This window comes from Streptomyces sp. T12 (assembly GCF_028736035.1).
Lineage (GTDB): Bacteria > Actinomycetota > Actinomycetes > Streptomycetales > Streptomycetaceae > Streptomyces.
Map to the genome: position 1 here is coordinate 1,341,909 of NZ_CP117866.1, position 16,297 is coordinate 1,358,205.

General features: G+C 69.2%; 11 protein-coding genes and 2 pseudogenes. 4 read left to right on the forward strand and 9 right to left on the reverse strand.

What is annotated here, in order from left to right; translation table 11 throughout:
- Positions 1-44: 44 nt before the first annotated feature.
- From PBV52_RS05845 to PBV52_RS05855, 3 genes and pseudogenes are all read right to left on the reverse strand, one after another.
- Complete coding sequence (locus PBV52_RS05845; RefSeq protein WP_274237204.1) at positions 45-1,565, reverse strand: carotenoid oxygenase family protein; 1,521 nt, start codon at positions 1,563-1,565, stop codon at positions 45-47.
- A 34-nt stretch (positions 1,566-1,599) separates the two neighbouring features.
- Positions 1,600-2,992 (reverse strand): annotated as a pseudogene (locus PBV52_RS05850) (aldehyde dehydrogenase family protein).
- 543 nt (positions 2,993-3,535) lie between these two features.
- Positions 3,536-3,688, reverse strand: a pseudogene (locus PBV52_RS05855) (FAD-dependent monooxygenase); the annotation flags it as partial.
- On the opposite strand from PBV52_RS05855, the gene PBV52_RS05860 reads away from it, so the two are divergent.
- Together PBV52_RS05860 and PBV52_RS05865 are read left to right on the forward strand one after the other, a co-directional pair.
- On the forward strand, positions 3,630-3,812 hold the full coding sequence (locus PBV52_RS05860) for a hypothetical protein (protein WP_274250017.1): 183 nt from the start codon (positions 3,630-3,632) through the stop codon (positions 3,810-3,812). The pseudogene PBV52_RS05855 and the gene PBV52_RS05860 sit on opposite strands and share 59 nt — an antisense overlap.
- 155 nt (positions 3,813-3,967) lie before the next feature.
- On the forward strand, positions 3,968-4,132 hold the full coding sequence (locus tag PBV52_RS05865; protein ID WP_274250018.1) for a hypothetical protein: 165 nt from the start codon (positions 3,968-3,970) through the stop codon (positions 4,130-4,132).
- A 93-nt stretch (positions 4,133-4,225) separates the two neighbouring features.
- Here PBV52_RS05865 and PBV52_RS05870 read toward each other — a convergent pair whose 3' ends face one another.
- Both PBV52_RS05870 and PBV52_RS05875 read right to left on the reverse strand, forming a co-directional pair.
- Entirely contained in the window at positions 4,226-6,274 is a 2,049-nt protein-coding gene (locus tag PBV52_RS05870) for an alpha-L-fucosidase (protein WP_274237205.1), read from the reverse strand.
- 315 nt (positions 6,275-6,589) lie between these two features.
- Positions 6,590-8,890 carry an alpha-L-fucosidase gene (locus PBV52_RS05875; protein ID WP_274237206.1) on the reverse strand — a complete coding sequence of 767 codons (2,301 nt, stop codon included), beginning with the start codon at positions 8,888-8,890 and terminating at the stop codon, positions 6,590-6,592.
- Positions 8,891-9,285: 395 nt separating this feature from the next.
- On the opposite strand from PBV52_RS05875, the gene PBV52_RS05880 reads away from it, so the two are divergent.
- A complete protein-coding gene (locus PBV52_RS05880; protein ID WP_274237207.1) occupies positions 9,286-10,725 on the forward strand; it encodes an RICIN domain-containing protein in 1,440 nt (479 codons plus the stop codon).
- A gap of 88 nt (positions 10,726-10,813) precedes the next feature.
- Here the strand turns inward: PBV52_RS05880 and PBV52_RS05885 are convergent, their stop codons facing one another.
- Complete coding sequence (locus PBV52_RS05885) at positions 10,814-11,215, reverse strand: MFS transporter (RefSeq protein WP_274237208.1); 402 nt, start codon at positions 11,213-11,215, stop codon at positions 10,814-10,816.
- Between the two features lie 208 nt (positions 11,216-11,423).
- On the opposite strand from PBV52_RS05885, the gene PBV52_RS05890 reads away from it, so the two are divergent.
- Positions 11,424-12,497 (forward strand): AraC family transcriptional regulator, encoded by a 1,074-nt coding sequence (locus tag PBV52_RS05890; protein ID WP_274237209.1) that lies wholly within the window; start codon positions 11,424-11,426, stop codon positions 12,495-12,497.
- Positions 12,498-12,505: 8 nt separating this feature from the next.
- Here PBV52_RS05890 and PBV52_RS05895 read toward each other — a convergent pair whose 3' ends face one another.
- From PBV52_RS05895 to PBV52_RS05905, 3 genes are read right to left on the reverse strand one after another with little or no spacing between them, the layout of a single operon-like run.
- A complete protein-coding gene (locus tag PBV52_RS05895) occupies positions 12,506-13,918 on the reverse strand; it encodes an aldehyde dehydrogenase family protein (protein WP_274237210.1) in 1,413 nt (470 codons plus the stop codon).
- Complete coding sequence (locus PBV52_RS05900; RefSeq protein WP_274237211.1) at positions 13,915-14,793, reverse strand: SDR family oxidoreductase; 879 nt, start codon at positions 14,791-14,793, stop codon at positions 13,915-13,917. The genes PBV52_RS05895 and PBV52_RS05900 overlap by 4 nt, the downstream gene beginning before the upstream one ends.
- On the reverse strand, positions 14,790-16,136 hold the full coding sequence (locus tag PBV52_RS05905) for an NAD(P)/FAD-dependent oxidoreductase (RefSeq protein WP_274237212.1): 1,347 nt from the start codon (positions 16,134-16,136) through the stop codon (positions 14,790-14,792). The genes PBV52_RS05900 and PBV52_RS05905 overlap by 4 nt, the downstream gene beginning before the upstream one ends.
- Between the last annotated feature and the right edge of the window lie 161 nt (positions 16,137-16,297).

Here is a 16,297-nt window from a genome sequence, read left to right on the forward strand (position 1 = left end):
TCCCCGTGGCAGGCCGCGGGTGTCTTTGGCGCCGGCCAGGGCGGTCAGTCGTTGCTGCGGTGGGCGGCGATGGCTCGGTCCAGGGTGGCGTGGTCGGCCCAGCTGCCGTGGAAGCCGAACGGCACCCGGCTGGGGAGCTTGACCCGGGCCAGCGGGGTCCGGCGCAGGTCGGCGGCGTCGTGGATGAGCAGTTCGCTGAGGTTGGTGGTGCGGTTCCACCACAGGGAGAGCAGGTAGCCGTCGTCCTCGGCGCGGGCGTTCTCGCGGGGGACGAAGGTCGGTTCGCCGGGGCTGGTCAGGCCGTCCGGGCCTTCGACGACGGTGGTGCGGTCGAGGAGGTAGTCGTGGCGGGCCAGTCCGTCGGACATGATGTCGTCGGCCAGGCCGCGCGTGGTGACGAAGTAGCCGTAGCGGTTCGGCCGGCCCGTGAACGCGTCGTTGATCTTCGGGAATTCGCCGAAGATGCCGCTGATCATCTCCTCCGAGGCCCGTCCGGTCGCCAGGTCGACGCGCCACCGGTAGGGCTGGGCCGGGGGGAACCACTCGTGGGAGCTCAGCGGCGTGGAGATGCGGTCGATGGGGGTGCCGAGCCGGTTGATGCGGTGCCCGTCGATGACCAGCTCGTCGTCCTGCTCGTAGGCGTTGAAGAAGTGGGTGTTGGCCCAGTGGCCGCCGAGCTCGTGCCAGGTGACCTCGTGGGTGTGACGGTTCATCAGGACGATCTGGACGCCGTGTTCGAGGGAGTTCTCGTCCCAGACCACACCGGGCCTGCTCTGGGCCACCAGGTCGAAGCGGAACTGGGCGGGGGTGACGAAGAAGATGGCGTAGGTGTCGCTGACGGCGAAGTCGTGCATGAGGACCGGCACGCCGATGTCGAAGGAGTGCGAGTCGATGATCTCGGCGGTCTTCACGTCGGCGCGGTACCAGGTGATGGTCGCTCCGGTGGCGGCGAAGAAGAGCATGTCGCCGGTGTCCGGGTCGGTCTTGTAGTGGCCGGTGCACAGGACGTCGATGCCGCCGTGGAAGTCGTACGTGCCGAGGGTGCGCAGGGTCTCGGGGTCCAGCGCGTGCGGCAGCCCGCCCTCGAAGTAGACGATCAGGTGGTCGTCGAAAAGGCCGGCGTTGATGTTGGCCAGGTTCTTGGCGGGCGGGGCGCCCTCGGGCAGCCGGCCCGGGGTGCCGCCGTTGACGAAGCCGCTGTAGATCGCTTCCCCGGCCTCCACCTCGACCTTCATCGAGTCGGTCTCGACCCAGCGGGTGCGGTAGGCGGCCCGGCCCTCGCGCAGGTAGATGCCGCACACCATGCCGTCGCCCTCCCACCAGTGGTAGCGGTCGGTGTTGCGCGGCTCGAAGCGGGGGTTGGAGAAGACGCGGAACAGTGCGCCCGCGAGGTCGGACGGTATTTCGCCGTCCACCTCCAGGTCGTACGCCTCGTTCTCCTCCGTCCACGGCGCGAAGGGGCCGCTGAGGAACTTGTTGTCGGTGGACCAGCCGGCTTCCGCGTTCGAGGGGGCGGCGGCCTGTTCGGTCTGGCGGGGGACGACGGTCATCGGGTTCGCGGGCATGGAAATCTCCGTGCGGTTCTGTGGGGGCCGGCCGTCAGAAGGGGTAGTGCGGAAGCTCGCCCCGTACGGTGACCCACTGCTGTTCGGTGAAGGCTTCGAGGTTGGCGGCGCTGCCGCCGTGGCGGGAACCGGTGCCGGAGTCGCCGACTCCGCCAAACGGGATGAGCGCCTCGTCGTTGACGGTCTGGTCGTTGATGTGGACGAGGCCGCTGGGGACGCGCTCCGCCAGGGCGAGGCCCTTCATGACGTCCCGGGTGAGGATGCCGAGGGACAGCCCGTACTCGGTCCCGGCGGCCAGGCGGGCCGCCTCGTCCAGGTCCTGGAACGGGACGACGGGCGCCACGGGCCCGAAGATCTCCTGCGCGTAGGCGGGCGCGGTCAGCGGTACGTCGGTGAGCACGGTCGGCCGGTAGAACAGGTCCTGGTAGGTACCGCCCGCGGCCAGCCGGGCACCGGCCTCGACCGTCTCGGTGACGATGCGGTGGATGTTGTCGCGCTGGCCGGCGTCGATGATCGGTCCGAGGGCGACGGCCTCGGTGGTCGGGTCGCCCACCGGAAGGGCCTCGGCGTGCTGGGCGAGCAGGGCGGTGTAGTCGTCGGCGACCGAGGCATGGACGAGGTGACGGCTGCTGGCCATGCAGATCTGGCCGGCGTGGACGAAGGATCCCCAGGCGCCCACCGAGGCGGCCTTCTCCAGGTCGACGTCGTCCATGATGACGAGCGCGGAGTTCCCGCCCAGTTCCAGGTGGACCCGCTTGAGGTGCTGGGCGGCGGCGACACCGATGGCGCGTCCGGCCCGGGTGGAGCCGGTGAACGCGATGACGAGGACCTGCGGGTGCTCGACCACGGCCGCCCCCACGTCCGCGCCGCCGGGCAGGACGTGCAGCAACCCGGCAGGCAGGCCCGCCTCTTCGAAGACGCGGGCGAATACGACGCCGCCGCTGATCGCGGTGCGGGGGTCCGGCTTGAGGACGACCGCGTTGCCGAGGGCGAGCGCCGGGGCGACCGCCCGCATGGCCAGGACGATCGGCACGTTGAACGGGGCGATGACGCCGACGACCCCGACGGGGACACGGCGGGGAGAAGGACAGCCGCTGTTGCCCGGAGCGCAGCAGCTCACCGTAGAGGGCCCCGGCGAGGGCGGCGGCTTCGTGGCACTCCTCCGCACCGCCGCTGCTGACCTGCAGGGCGGCGAACGGGCGGATCGCGCCGGACTCCCGTATCAGCCAGGTCTCGATCTCCTGCTGGTGCTCCTCGAAGAGGCGCGCGGCGCGGCGCAGCACGGCGGCACGGTCGGAGTACGGCCGGGCGGCCCACTCCCGCTGGGCCCGTACCGCCTGCTCAACCGCCTTGTCCACATCAGCCGGTGTGGCGGAGCCGACGCGGCAGCCGTCGGGCGTCGGGCGTCGGCGGGGTCCATGCCGCAGTCGGTGAGCCGGGTGAAGGGCATGGCCCGGTGCTGGGCGGCGACCAGCGGCGGCAACTCGGCCCCCGCTCCATGATCTCCGGTCGTCATACGGCCGCACCCACTGTTCCGGACAGCGCGGCGTCGAGATCGTCCACCAGCGCGCCCAGGTCCGTACGGTCGGACGCCGTACCGAACAGCGCGAAGTCGGGACGCGCCAGATACGCGACCGCGCCGAGCAGGTGGAGGTACTCCCGGTGCCGTCAAGGTGAAGCCGTATCCGGTGAGGTCGTCGAGGCGTCCGGTGCGGCCGTCGGCCAGACGGATGCGGCCCTGGGGGGGTGAGGGTGCCGACCGGTGTGCCGGCTTCCGTGCGCAGCACTCCGCCGCTCAGCGGTGGGAACGGCGGCGGCGGGGGCACCTTGCCGGCGAAGAAGGCCGCGTCCCGGGCCGCGGCGGCTTCGGTGTCGTGCGTGTTGGCGACCTTGCCGAGGCCGATCGCCGCGTGGGTGATCGCGGTGACGTGCGGGCGGCGCTCGCTCTCGTAGGTGTCCAGGAGCGCGTCCGGTGCCAGGCCCCGGAGCACGAGGTCCAGCTTCCAGGCGAGGTTGGTGGCGTCGCGCAGGCCGCTGCACGCGCCCTGGCCGAGGTAGGGCGGCATGGTGTGGGCGGCGTCGCCGGCGAGGAAGACCCTGCCGGTGCGCCAGCGGGTGGCGATGCGGGGCCTCGCGGGTCTCGCCCGGCAGCAGGGCCCCGCTGACATGGCGTCGGCGTTCCAGCCGCGCAGCCGCAGGGTGACACCGTCGTCGTCCTGGTCGAGGCCGGTGACCGCCCAGCCCTGACGGACGTCGACCGTGCCGTAGCCGCGCAACCGCCTGTCGATCGCGTTCTCCACATCCGGCTGGTACATGGAGATGTGATCCGGATACCCCATCGGGCCATCGGGGTTCGCCGGGATGTTCACCAGGTTCTCGCCCTTGCCGTTGACCCACACGTAATGGCACAGCGACGAGTCCCGCAGCGCCTCGTCGACATCGCCGGCCGCTTGGACGGTCCGGGCGGTCTCGTCGTCGATGTGGGTGAGTCTGGGCAGCCCCTGCAGGCCGGGCCAGCGCTCGCAGACCACCACGCGGTGGCCGAACCGGCCGAGCAGGGGTGGTGACCTTTCTCCACGCAGGCAACGGAGCTCCCGTCAACAGGCCATCTCGGCGGACTGCCTGTTGACGGGAGCTCCGCCTGACTACCCGGCCTTGGGTCAAGCCCTGAACGTCCACAGCAGGTTGGTGCTGTTCTGCCACGTCCACTGCTTGGCCACGGCCCCTTCGGCGACCATGCCGCCGCCGTCGAGGACCAGTCCCGTGCTGCGGTTGGCGATCGAGTACCGGCCGTTGCCGCGGTCGGTGATCTGCCACTGCTGGTTGGTGCCGCCGTTCCAGGGGGCCTGCCGGGCCGGGTCGCCGTTGCCGGTAGCGCCCCAGCCGTCGGCGGCCATGCCGTTGCCACGGTTGACGAGCCGGTAGTAGCCGTTTCCGAGTTCGATCGCCTGCCACTGGACATTGGGGTGGTCTATCGGCTCCCACTGCTTCAGGTTCGAGCCGCTGGAGGAACTGCCGCCGCTGTCCAGCACCAGGCCGCTCGTGACGTTGCCCAGGCGGAAGTACGTGGCCGGGTTGAACGTCACCTTCAGCGAGGCGATGGCGTCATTGTTACCGGTCACCCGAAGGTCGGCGGCGTTCGAGGTGAACGTCCAGGCGGTGCCGGTGAAGTTGTCGCCGGAGTAGCCCGTCACCTGGTAGCCGTCGGGCACCAGGATGGAGGAGGCCATGGCGGGCCCCAGACCGGCGGCGGACAGCTGGGAGGAGGTGTAGCTGCCCAGCTGCAGAACGGCGCGGGTGCCTTGGTAGTCGACGTTCTGGAACACCGTCGGCGAGACCCTCGTGGGCATGCCCTGGACCTCGACGCACACCACGGGGAGGGTGGCGTTCGGCGCGGTGGCCGGCACGGTGACGTTGATCTGGTCGGTGACGGTGTACGGGAGCGAGACCGAGGGGTTGTTCAACAGATAGACGCGGCTGATCGTGTTGTCGATCCTCGGGATCCGCAGCTGGCCGTTCGTGGGCCAGGTGAAGACATGGGCGAAGAGCTTGCCGTTCCTCTTGGTGAGCTTCCCCCATGCGGGTTCGCTGGTGAACGGGCTGCCGCTGGTGCCGTGGATGCTGTCGCTGTGCGTCGACATCCATGAGGCCAGGCCGTTCAGGACGGTCTGGGTGCCCGATGTGACCGAGCCATCGCCCTTGGGGCCGATGTTCAACAGGAGGTTGCCGTCCCGGGAAACAACCGTGACGAGCTCTTGGACGATGTCCTTGACGGATCTGTAGGAGTTCTCCCTCGACGCGTTGTAACCCCAGGCGCCGTTCATGGTGGCGCACCGCTCCCAGGGGCGGCCCATCGGCTCACCGGGTATGTCGAACTCCGCGACCGCGTAGTCGCCGAGACGGTGGTCCCGCTTGACCCGTTCGTTGACGATGAGGTTGGGCTTGCGGGCGATCAGCCAGTTGTAGAGGTCGACGCCGTCCGATGACAGCCACCAGTCCTCCAGGGTGGGGCTGGACGGCTCGTCGAACCAGTCGCCGTCGAACCACAGCAGTGCCGGGTCGTAGCGGTCCAGCAGTTCCTGAAGCTGCGCCTTCATGTCGGCGATGTAGCCCGTGCGGGCGGCCTGTGACGACATCGTCGTGAGGCCGACCTCGTGGCGGTCGGTCTGGGAAGGGTGGTTCCAGTCGAGGATCGAGTAGTACAGGCAGAACTTGATCCCGCGGCTCTCGCACTCGGTCTTGAGGTTCATGAGCGGGTCGGTCTGGACGCCGCCGAAGTCGTGCAGGTTGTACAGCTTGGTGCCGGTGGTGTTGGTGAAGCCCGCGACGTTGGAATCCCACATCGCGTAGCCCTCGTGGTGCTTGGCGGTGATCACGAGGTACTTCATGCCGGCGTTCTTGGCCAGCTCGGCGATCTGGGCGGCGTTGAACTGGCTCGGGTTGAAGTTCTGGGTGACCTGGGTCTGGTAGTTCGCCTTGCTCCACTGCGAGTTGGTGAACGCCCACTCGCCCTGGCCGAGCTGCGAGTAGGACCCGAAGTGGATGAACATCCCGAACCTGGCCTGGTACCACCAGTCCATCTTCGAGGGGACGGTATACGCCTCGGCGGTGGCGGGCCACAGGACCTGCGGCAGTCCGAAGGTCGCGATTCCTCCGGCCAGGGCGGCGGCCTTCATCAGGGAGCGTCGGCTGAGGGGGGCTGAGGACATGGTGCGGCTCCATGTGTCAGGGGGAGGGAAGGCAGGGCGTTACGAGCGGAACGTCGGCCTGGGCACTCTGCTCCGCGTAGAGCCAAGAGGAGACATCGGATGGATTTATATTAGTGGGGCGATAGCCACGTCTAGAGGCGCGACGAAAATCCCTGCCAGAAGGGACCATTTGAAGGATTCTCGAAGGCGGCGGGAGCCCAGAGGGGCAGCTACGCCGACGAGGTCACGCTATACATCGGATCTCTTAGGGGTGGAGCGTGGCCGAGGGCGAGGGGGCCGCGCCCCAGTGGCACGGGCCCCCTCGCCGGAACGCCGTCACAGGGCGATGAGTTGCCAGTCCTGGTTCGACCCGTCGGTGGTGGGCCACTGGATGACCTTGACACCGTCCGTGGTGGCGGCGTCCTTGACGTCGGCGCACCAGCCGTTGCGGACGTTGACCAGCCGGTAGTAGCCGCTGGTCTGGGAGGGGACCAGCTTCCACCACTGGTTGTCGCCGCCGTCGTCGGTCGACTGGTCGAGGGCCGCGCCCTGGGCGGAATTGTCCGGGCTCTGAAGGACCTTGCCACTGCGGACGTTGACCAGCCGGTAGGAGCCGTCGGCATTCGGCAGCAGCTTCCACTGCTGGTTGGTGCCGCCGGTCGAGGGCCACTGGATGATGGCGGCGCCGTCGGCGCTGGAGGCGTCGCTGACGTCCATGACCTTGCCGCTCTTGCGGTTCACCAGCCGGTAGGTGCCCAGATCCGCGGTGAAGGGCCGGTCGTAGACCTCCAGGCTGCGGATGGACGCCCATACCGTGGCAGGGAGCCCGGTGACCGTCACCCGTATGTAGCGGGCCTGCGCCCGGAAGGCGGAGACCTGTACCTGACTGGTGCTGGTCGTGGCGGTGCGGTCGGCGAGCGTGGTCCAGGTGCTGTTGTCGGTGGAGCCCTCGATCCGGTAGCGGTAGTTCGTTGCGTCCAGCTCCCAGGCGATACGGGTGCCGGTGAGGGACTTGGTGGTCCCCAGGTCCACCTTCAGCCAGTGTCCGGTGTTGCCGTTGCTCGCGCACCAGCGCGTCGCGGTGGATCCGTCCACGGCCTTCGCCGCGGTGTTCCCCTTGGAGGTCTCCTCGCTGCTGGCGGTGACCGTCCTGCCGGCGGCAACGTCAGCGGGCTGCACGGAGCGGTCCAGTGTCACGCCGACGACGCTGTCCTCGGGAATGCGGGTGCGGTTGATACCGGTGATCGTCACCTTCCCGTCCGCGTCCACGGTGTACGACAGGTCGGCACCCGACGCGACATCGAAGACGCGAGTCACCTTCGCGTCCCCGGTCGAGGGTGTCGTGAAGCCGGTGCCGCTGTAGCCGGGCAGCAGGTGGATGTAGAAGGTGCTGCCCTTGTACGTGTAGCCGTACTGGCCGTCGACAGGCTGCCAGGGGCCGCCGCTGGTGCCGTAGACGGCGTCGCCGCAGGTGGTCATGAAGGAGCCGATCCGGCGCACCAGGTCGGCCTGGTTGGCGGGTACCACACCGGTGCGGTCCGGTCCGACGTTGACCAGGCAGGTCATGTTCCGCACCCAGGCGTTGACCAAGATGTTCATGGCCGTGCCGAAGCTCATCACGGGCGCGCCGGCCTTGTAGCCCCAGGCGCCGCCGATGGTGAAGCACTTCTCGGCCACCTTGCCGGTACGGATCGCACCGGACGGGACGGAGGGGCCCTCCTCACTGGTGAAGTCGCCGATCCAGCCCGAACGCAGGGTGGTGACGATGTCCGGCTGGTGCTTGCGCACCAGCCCGGTCAGGCCCAGCGGCTTGCCGGTGGCGGGATCGGTCTCGCTGTAGGCGGAATCCACCGGCCACTCGTTCGCCGGGTCGCGGAACTTGCCCGGCTCCCAGAAGAAGGCGGCGGACGCGTCGGAGCCCTGCTGGCCGAGCCAGCCGCCGTCCCACCACAGGTCGTCGATCTTGCCGTACTGGGTGACCAGCTCCCTGACCTGCTGGTACAACTCGTTCTTCATGATCCGCGCGTTCTCCTTGTGCGCGGGATCCGTGACGTAACCCCACTTGTTGGGCAGGCAGTTGGTGCCGCGGACGTCGTAATAGCCCGGGTAGCGCCAGCTCAACGGCGAGCAGTACAGGCCCACCTTCAGCCCGGCGTTGCGCACGGCGGTGACGTACTGGCTGATGAAGTCCTTCTGGAGCGGGGCCTGCCCGGCGTGCCAGGCGTTCGGGTGGGTGGACGGCCACAGCGCGAAGCCGTCGTGGTGGCGGGCCGTGAGCACCGTGTACTTCGCACCCATGTCCTTGGCCAACTGGGCCCAGTCGGCCGGGTTGTAGGCGCTGGCGGTGAACTGCTCGCCGGTGGCGTCGGTGACGTACTTCTTGTAGTTCTCCGGGGTGACGGCGGCGTTCTCCATGTACCACTCGCCCTTGGCCGGGCCGGAGTAGACGCCCCAGTGGATGAACATGCCGAGCTTGGCGTCCTGCAACCACTGGATCTTGTCGTCGGGCTGCTGTTCGACCCCCAGGTCGATCTTGGGGATCCGCAGCGGGGGGAGCGGGAGCGGCTGGGGAGCGGCGGCGTAGGCGGGGGTCGCGCATGTGGGGGTGATGGCTGCGGCGGCCGTCATGGCCGCCATGCCGACAAGCACTCTTCGGCGAGTGATCGGCTCTGACAAGGTCTTCTCCTGACTGTCCACAAGACAGCACACAGGTGCTGCGGCTCAGCGTCGGGGCCGAACAGATCGGATGGGTCACCACAAGACGGCGAGACACAGGGGAGCCGCACGGAGGCGCGTGTTTCGCCTAGATGACATCGGATGTATTAATCAGCAACAGACCATGCCGTGTCTAGGGGGCGGTCGAAAGCTCGCGTAAATCGCAGGAAGTCGGATCAGAGGGAAGGCGCGACGCCGAAGACATCGGATGTGTAATCCGGATCAGAGTGTTGACGAAGCCTCATTTCCCACCTACCGTCCTCAAACGGAGTCGCACACAACCAAACAAATTGCAAGCCTCGTTGAGGTGAATCCAGATGCTCCAACGCGCCCTCACCTGCGTGCTGGCCGCCCTCCTGAGCGTGACGGCACTCCTTGTCACCGGCTCCCCCGCCCAGGCGGCCACGGTCACCATCACCAACGCCACCCAGTTCACCGACACCACCGGCGCCGTCGTCCACGCCCACGGCGGCGGGGTGATCAAAGTCGGCTCGTACTACTACTGGTTCGGCGAGAACCGCAACGCCGACAACACCTTCAGAGCCGTCTCCGCCTACCGCTCGTCCGACCTGAAGACCTGGGAGTTCAGACGCAACGTCCTGACCCAGGCCAGCGACCCGGAGCTGGCGGTCGCCAACATCGAGCGGCCCAAGGTCATCTACAACTCCACCACCGGCACGTTCGTGATGTGGATGCACAAGGAGAACGGCGCCGACTACACCCAGGCCCGCGCGGCCGTCGCCGTCTCCGACACCATCGACGGCGCCTACACCTGGAAGGGCAGCTTCCGGCCCCCGTCCGGCACCACGTCCCGCGACATGACCCTGTTCAAGGACGACGACGGCACCGGCTACCAGATCACCTCTGCCGCCGGCAACGCCGACCTGCAGATCTGGAAACTCAGCGCCGACTACACGGCCTACGACAGTCTGACCGCCAACCCCTGGGCCGGTACCTTCCGTGAGGCTCCGGCGCTGTTCAAGCGCGACGGCGTCTACTTCATGCTGACCTCCGGCAACAGCGGCTGGAAGCCCAACCAGCAGAAGTACGCCACCGCCGGCAGCATCGCCGGCCCGTGGACGGCCATGACCGACATCGGTGACGACACCGGCTACGGATCCCAGACCACGTTCGTGCTGCCCGTGCAGGGAAGCTCGGGCACCTCCTACCTCTACATGGGCGACCGCTGGGGCAACTCCATGGGCGGCACCGTCAACGACTCCCAGTACGTCTGGCTTCCGCTGACCTTCCCGACCCGGACCACCATGAACCTGCCGTGGTCCCCGCAGATCGCCCTCGACACCGAGGCCGGCACGGTGGCCGGCGTGGGCGGCGGCCCGTACTACAACCTGGTGGCCCGGCACAGCGGCAAGTGCCTCGACGTCTCCGACAACTCCGCCGCCGACGGTGCGGTCGCCCTCCAGTACACCTGCCTCGGCGGCCTCAACCAGCAGTGGCGGCTCAAGGACGCCGGCAACGGGTACGTCCAGATCCTCGCCCAGCACAGCGGCAAGTGCCTCGATGTCGCGAACGGCTCCACCGCCGACGGCGCCTTCGTGAACCAGTACCGCTGCACCACCGGCACCAATCAGCAGTGGCAGTTCCAGGACCAGGGCGGTGGCTACTACCGGCTCGTCGCCCGGCACAGCGGCAAGTGCCTCGACGTGAAGGACGCGTCCACCACCAACGGCGCACGCCTCATCCAGTGGCCCTGCGGCACCGGCGACAACCAGAAGTTCCAGCGGCGCGCGGCGTGACGACCGTCCGGGCCCGGCGCACGACGACGTCCGCCGGGCCCGGGCACTGAAGGACCGAAAGAGGCTACGAGCACGGCAGGAACGGGGGTCATGCGGTTCGGCACCGCCGTGCCCCTCCGTCGTCGACGGCCAAGCCCGGACGCTGCTGGGTGAAATGGCGGGCGACGGCCGGCAGAAGAACCGCCAGGGCGGCCGGTGCCGCGTAGGCGAGACGGAACTGGCCGGTGGAGCCGAGGAGTCCGCTCACCGCGCCACCGGTGATGACGCCCACGTAGTTGAAGAGGTTCAGCCGCGCCAGGACCGCTTCCGAGGCAGCGGGACGCAGCCGCGCGGCGGAGGCCAGACACAGCGGAGCCAGGACGGACGCCCCCAGGCCCACCGTCCCGGCCGCGAGAACGGCGAACGGCCAGCTCGGTGCGGCGGCCATACCTGCCAGGGCGCCCGCGACCAGCACCCCGGCCCCCGCCCGGGCTGGAGCATGGAAGGACATGATGCTGTCGCGCCCTCATTTCCTGTGTGCGCTGGAGTGACCAGTCGAGGACCAGCGAGTCGAATGCCGTGCGGGCTACCGAAACCGTATGCAGGCGCGGCAGGCAGGCTCAGGACGCCAGGGGCCGTACAGGGGACTTCGGGGGCCGGTGCCGGCGACCGGTGACGCCCGTTGCCTAGGGTGATCGTTCGAGGAGAAGGTGAGTGCGATGTCCCTTGGCCCCGGCCCGGCAGAACCTCCCGGGACCAGCCGCAGCACGTCGGCGACGATCCAGCCGAACATCCTGCGCTGTCTCGTCGTGGTCGCAGACGAGCGCGGCGTCGATCTGCGCCCCCTGCTCAAGCAGATGGGACTGGACGAGACCGTCATGCGCTCCGCCGCGCTGCGGGTGTCGTACCGGCAGGGCAGCGCGGTGATCCGTCGTGCGCTGGAGCTCACCAGGGACGAGCGCCTGGGGCTGAAGGTCGGCGCGGCGCAGCACCTGACCGCGTGGGGCCTGCTCGGCTTCGCCCTGATGGCCGACGACACGCTGCAGCACGCCATCGAGACCGGGGTGAAGTACCAGAACCTGTCCGGGGCGATGGTGGTGTGGTCGGCCGGTGTGAGTGAGGAGGACGACGCCTTCGTGCTGCGCGCCGATCTTCCCGATCCCGCCATGGACCCGGCCGTGGCCTCCTTCCTGAGCGAGGAGGCGTTCGCCTCCGTGGTCACCCTGTCCCGGCTGGCCGTCGACCCGGCCTTCGCGCCGCGGGCAGTGGAGTTCTCTTTTCCGCCACCGCGCCAACGCGACCTGTACGACGCCCTGTTCCGCTGTCCGGTCCGCTTCGGCGCCCCCGTGAACCGCATGGTCATCGACGCCGCGTGGGCCCGTACCCGGATGCCCGGCCGGGACCCGGTGAGCTACGCGTCGACGCTGGAGATGCTCGACGCGCAGATGGCTTCCCGCCGTGACCAGCAGGATCTGCTGGAGGTGCTGGAGATCTCCGTCGCGCAGAGCCTCCCGGTGGTGCCTTCGTTCGGCGAGCAGGCGCGGCGGCATGCGACGAGCGAGCGGACGCTGCGCCGTCGACTGGCCGACTGCGGCACGACGTACGAGGCACTCGTCGAGGGAGTGCGCCGGGAACGCGTCGAACAGCTGTTGCTCCGCCCGGAACTGACACTGCGCGACATCGCCCGCCGGGCGGGATTCTCCGACGAACGGGCGCTGCGCCGCGCGGTACGCCGCTGGCACGGCACTTCCCCGGCCCAGCTGCGGGAGCGGATGCGTACAGCTCGCCTTTGAGGCCGAGGTCAGCGGGTACGGATCCAGATCGTCTTCTCCCGGGTCCACTGGTCGAAGGCGTCGGTGGACTTCTCCACGCCACCGAATCCGGACTGCTTCCAGCCGCCGAACGGTGTGGTGATGTCGCCCTCGCTGTAGGCGTTGACGGAGACCACGCCGGCCTCGATGCCTCGGGCCAGCCGCAGCGCGGTGTCGAGGTCGCGGGTCCAGACCGAGGCGGCGAGACCGTACTCGGTGGCGTTGGCCATACGTACCGCCTCGTCCTCGGTGGTGAAGGTCTGGACGGTGACGACGGGACCGAACAACTCCTTGGTGAGGACGTCGCTGCCGTCGGGGGCTCGGGTGATCACGGTGGGCGGGTAGTAGGCGCCGCGCGGAGGCAGCCCGTGGGGCAGTCCCCCGGTGTGGATCTGGGCTCCGCCGGCCCGGGCGGCCTCCACGGCTCCCGCGACCCGGTCGAAGGCGGCGTGATTGATGAGCGGCCCCATCTGCGTGCGCGGGTCTGCCGGATCGCCGATGGCGAGCTCTCTCGCCGCGGCCGTGAACCGCTCCAGGACCTCCTCGGCGATACCGCGGTGAACCAGGACCCGGGAGCCGGCCGTGCAGTTCTGCCCCATGGTCAGGAACGCGGCCTCGATCATGTTGTCGATGAGCTCGTCGCCGTAGGAGAGCGCGTCGGCCATCAGCACCTGGGGGCTCTTGCCGCCCATCTCCAGCGAGACGCGCTTGAAGTTGCTCTCGGCGGCGTCCTTGAGGATGCGGCGGCCGGTCGCGGTGGACCCGGTGAAGGAGAGCGCCCCCACGAGGGGGTTACGGGCGAGGGCCGCCCCGGCCTCCTCGCCATACCCGGGCAGTACCGTGAGTACGCCGTCGGGCAGGCCTGCCTCCGCGGCGAGTGCGGCCAGGTGCAGGGCCGAGCGCGGGGTCGCCTCGGCGGGCTTGACCAGCAGACAGTTGCCTGCGACCAGGGCCGGTCCGACCTTCCAGGCGGTCATGGCCAGCGGGTAGTTCCACGGCAGGATCGCCGCGACGACCCCGACCGGTTCGCGGCTCATGAGACCGAGGCCGTCGGGCCCGCCTGGCGCGATGCGGCCGAAGACCTTGTCGGCCGCCTCGGCGAACCAGCGGATCGACTCGATCGCGCCCGGTACATCGCCCGTACGGCACTCCGTGATCGGCTTTCCCGCGTCCTCGCTGTCCAGCCGGGCGAGGATCTCCGCGTCGCGTTCCATGAGGTCGGCCAGCCGTAGGAGCACCGCGCCTCGTTCCCGGACCGGCAGGCGCGACCACACCCCGGCCTCGTGGACCTGCCGGGCCTGCTCGGCGGCCTTGGCGACGTCGTCGGCGCTCGCGGCGGGCAGGGTGGTGATCGGCTCACCGGTGGCGGGGTTGACGACCTGCAGCGTCTCGTTCGTGGTCATGCTTCCTCCACCAGCTCCCAGCGCCCGTCGGTCCGGCGGGCCAGTCCGCGTCGGCGGAGTTCCTCCAGATAGCGGGCCATGCCGCGGTCACCGCGCTTGCGGAACAGCGGGAAGACCCGGGGCAGCAGGTTCGGCATGAGCATCGCGAACCGCACCAGACGGGACTCACCGGCCCGGGGGTAGGCCTCCAGTCGGGGCTTGTCCAACAGGCTCACCACGGCCGCGACGACGTCGGCGGGCTGCTGCGGGGGATCCTGGAACTGCATGGAGTTCCCGCCTTCCACGGCCTCTTGGCGCAGCATCCGGGTGTCGGTCGCCGAGGGCAGCACCGACCCGGCCAGGATTCCCTTGCTCCTCAGGTCGAGCCCGATGGCCAGCATCGCGCCACGCAGCCCGAACTTGGAAGCGGTGTAGATCGGGGTCTCGCCCAGCGGGAAGATCCCGCCGAGGGAGACCGTGGTGACCACCCTGGCGTCCCGGGAAGCCATGAGAAGAGGGATGGCGATCCGGGTCGCGACCAGCGGTGAGGTCAGGTTGAGGGTGATCTCCCGCTCGATGCTCTCGACGCTGCGGACGTCGAAGCGTTCCGCGCTGGTCATGCCGACGTTGTTGACGAGTACGTCGAGGCGGCCGTGGTCATCGGCGACCACCTCGAACAACCGCTCCACCTGGGCGCGGTCCATGAGGTCACAGCCGATGCCCGTATGCCCGGCGCCCGGAAGGTCCGCGGCCACCTTCATGGCGCGGACCCCGTCGATGTCGACGACGATGCAGCGGGCGCCGCCGGAGGCGAACCGACGGCACAGCGCACTGCCGATGCCGCCCGCGCCGCCGGTCACCAGGATGACTTTGTCGGTGAAGTCGAACCCGCTCACGCCGCCGCCTCCGCGCCTCGCAGGGACCGCACCCGGGGAGGCTGCCCCTCGGTACGCCAGCCCATCTGCCCCGCGACCTTGGCGAGGTACTTCACGAAGGCCCCGCTGTCGACGTAGCCGGTGTGCCGGGGCGAGTCGACGAACTTCAGCCCGCCGGTCAGGTCCGGCCGGTCGTCGCGGATCATGCGGGCGAAGCGCTCCGCGTTCGGCAAGCGGTGCCGCGCGTCGTGGAGGTACCCGGCGATCAGCTGCGCCTGAGTGTCGAAGAGCTGGTACGCACCGGAGTTGGTCTCCACGAAGCCGGTGCCGAACAGGCCCTCGTGCTCGCGCGAGAACGACGACAGGTACAGGTCCGGGTGCTGCTCGTCGCCGAAGTACTTCTGTGCGACCGGCACTTTGTGGACGTAGCCCGTGGCCAGCAGCACGAGATCGAAGTCGTCGCTCGTGCCGTCGGTGAAGTACACGGTCCGGCCCTCGGCGCGGGCGATCCCGGGCCGGGCGGTGATGTCGCCGTGCTGGAGGTGGTGGATCAGCATCGAGTTGATGGCCGGGTGGGTCTCGAACAGCTTGTGGTCCGGCTTCGGCAGCCCCAGCCGCGTCGGGTCGCCGTTGAGGATCCGCAGGAGGGCACCGAAGACCCGCTGTGCCAGCCACATCGGCAGGTGCGGCCCGCTGTTGGCGATGGTGTCCACCGGCCGGCCGAAGAGATGCTTGGGGATGAACCAGTACCCGCGCCGCATGCTGATCACCGCGTGCTCCGCGCTCCGGGCCGCGTCGCAGGCTATGTCGCAGCCGGAGTTCCCCGCGCCCACGACCAGGACCCGCTTGCCCCGCAGCTCCTCCGCGCTGCGGTAGCCGACGGTGTGCCAGACCTCCCCGCTGAACTCCCCCGGCAGTTCGGGGATGTTGGGGTGCCACTGCGAGCCCGTACACACCACGACCTGCCCGTGCACGCTTGCCCGGCCGTCGGCCCGGGTGACCGTCCAGGTGCCGTCCGCGTTCTTCTCGACGTTTTCGACCTCGACGCCGAACTCGATGCGGTCGGTCAGCCCATAGGCGTCGGCGAAGGACGTCAGATACGACAGGATCTGCCGGTGCGGCGGGTAGTCCGCGAAGTGGTCGGGCATCGGGAAACCGCCGAACCCGGACAGGGTCCTGCTCGAAATGAAGTGGGCCGACTCGTACATCGGGCTGCCGGGATTGTCTATGTCCCAGATACCGCCGGGCCCGGTGTGCCGCTCCAGGTGCGTGTACGGCAGATTCCGCTCCGCCAGGGCCCTGGCGACCGCCAGCCCGGCCGGTCCCGCCCCGATCACACACGTATCCAACTGGCTTTCCTTCACGGGCCTGCCTCCTCGTTCATCCCGCTTCACGGGCTTGGAGGAAACGTATTCACCCGCCGCCCTGCAGGAACTGACCCGCGCGGCCACGGACCGGACCTCAGCGGCCTCGCGACATGGGGGCGTTGCCGTAACGGATGGCGTCGGTGACCAACTCACTGACC